Origin of the sequence: Vibrio sp. T9, assembly GCF_003123985.1 — a bacterium.
In the GTDB taxonomy this organism is placed as follows: Bacteria; Pseudomonadota; Gammaproteobacteria; order Enterobacterales; family Vibrionaceae; genus Vibrio; species Vibrio diabolicus.
Window position 1 is genome coordinate 1 of sequence record NZ_NIGY01000145.1, and the last position, 328, is coordinate 328.

The 328-nt window shown below is 63.1% G+C and carries 1 protein-coding gene; it reads left to right on the plus strand.

The genetic code is table 11. The features are described from left to right. On the plus strand, positions 1–224 hold a 224-nt coding region (locus tag CBX98_RS26420; protein WP_197710265.1), incomplete at its 5' end, for a hypothetical protein. Positions 225–328: the final 104 nt, after the last annotated feature.

The window sequence follows — 328 nt, forward strand, 5'->3', positions numbered from 1 at the left end:
GCGGCGCGGCTTTCGCGCAGGATTCGATGAAGAAGGATCCGACCCCTGCCGCCTCGACCGCCACGCCCACGCAGACGAGCAGCGATGCAATGAAGTCGGGCGATTCGATGAAGTCCGACTCGAAGACCGAAAGCGGCGGCGCCATGAAGTCGACCCATAAGAAGGCCCACAAGAAGGCCACGGATGAAGCGGCTCCGGCCAAGGCGTCCACCGCGGGCATGTAATTCCAGCCGCGCGAACGAAAAAACCCGGCGCCTCGCGGCGCCGGGTTTTTTGTGCGTATCGCCGAGGATCAGTCGGCTTCGGGCAACACGCTGATCTCTTCATC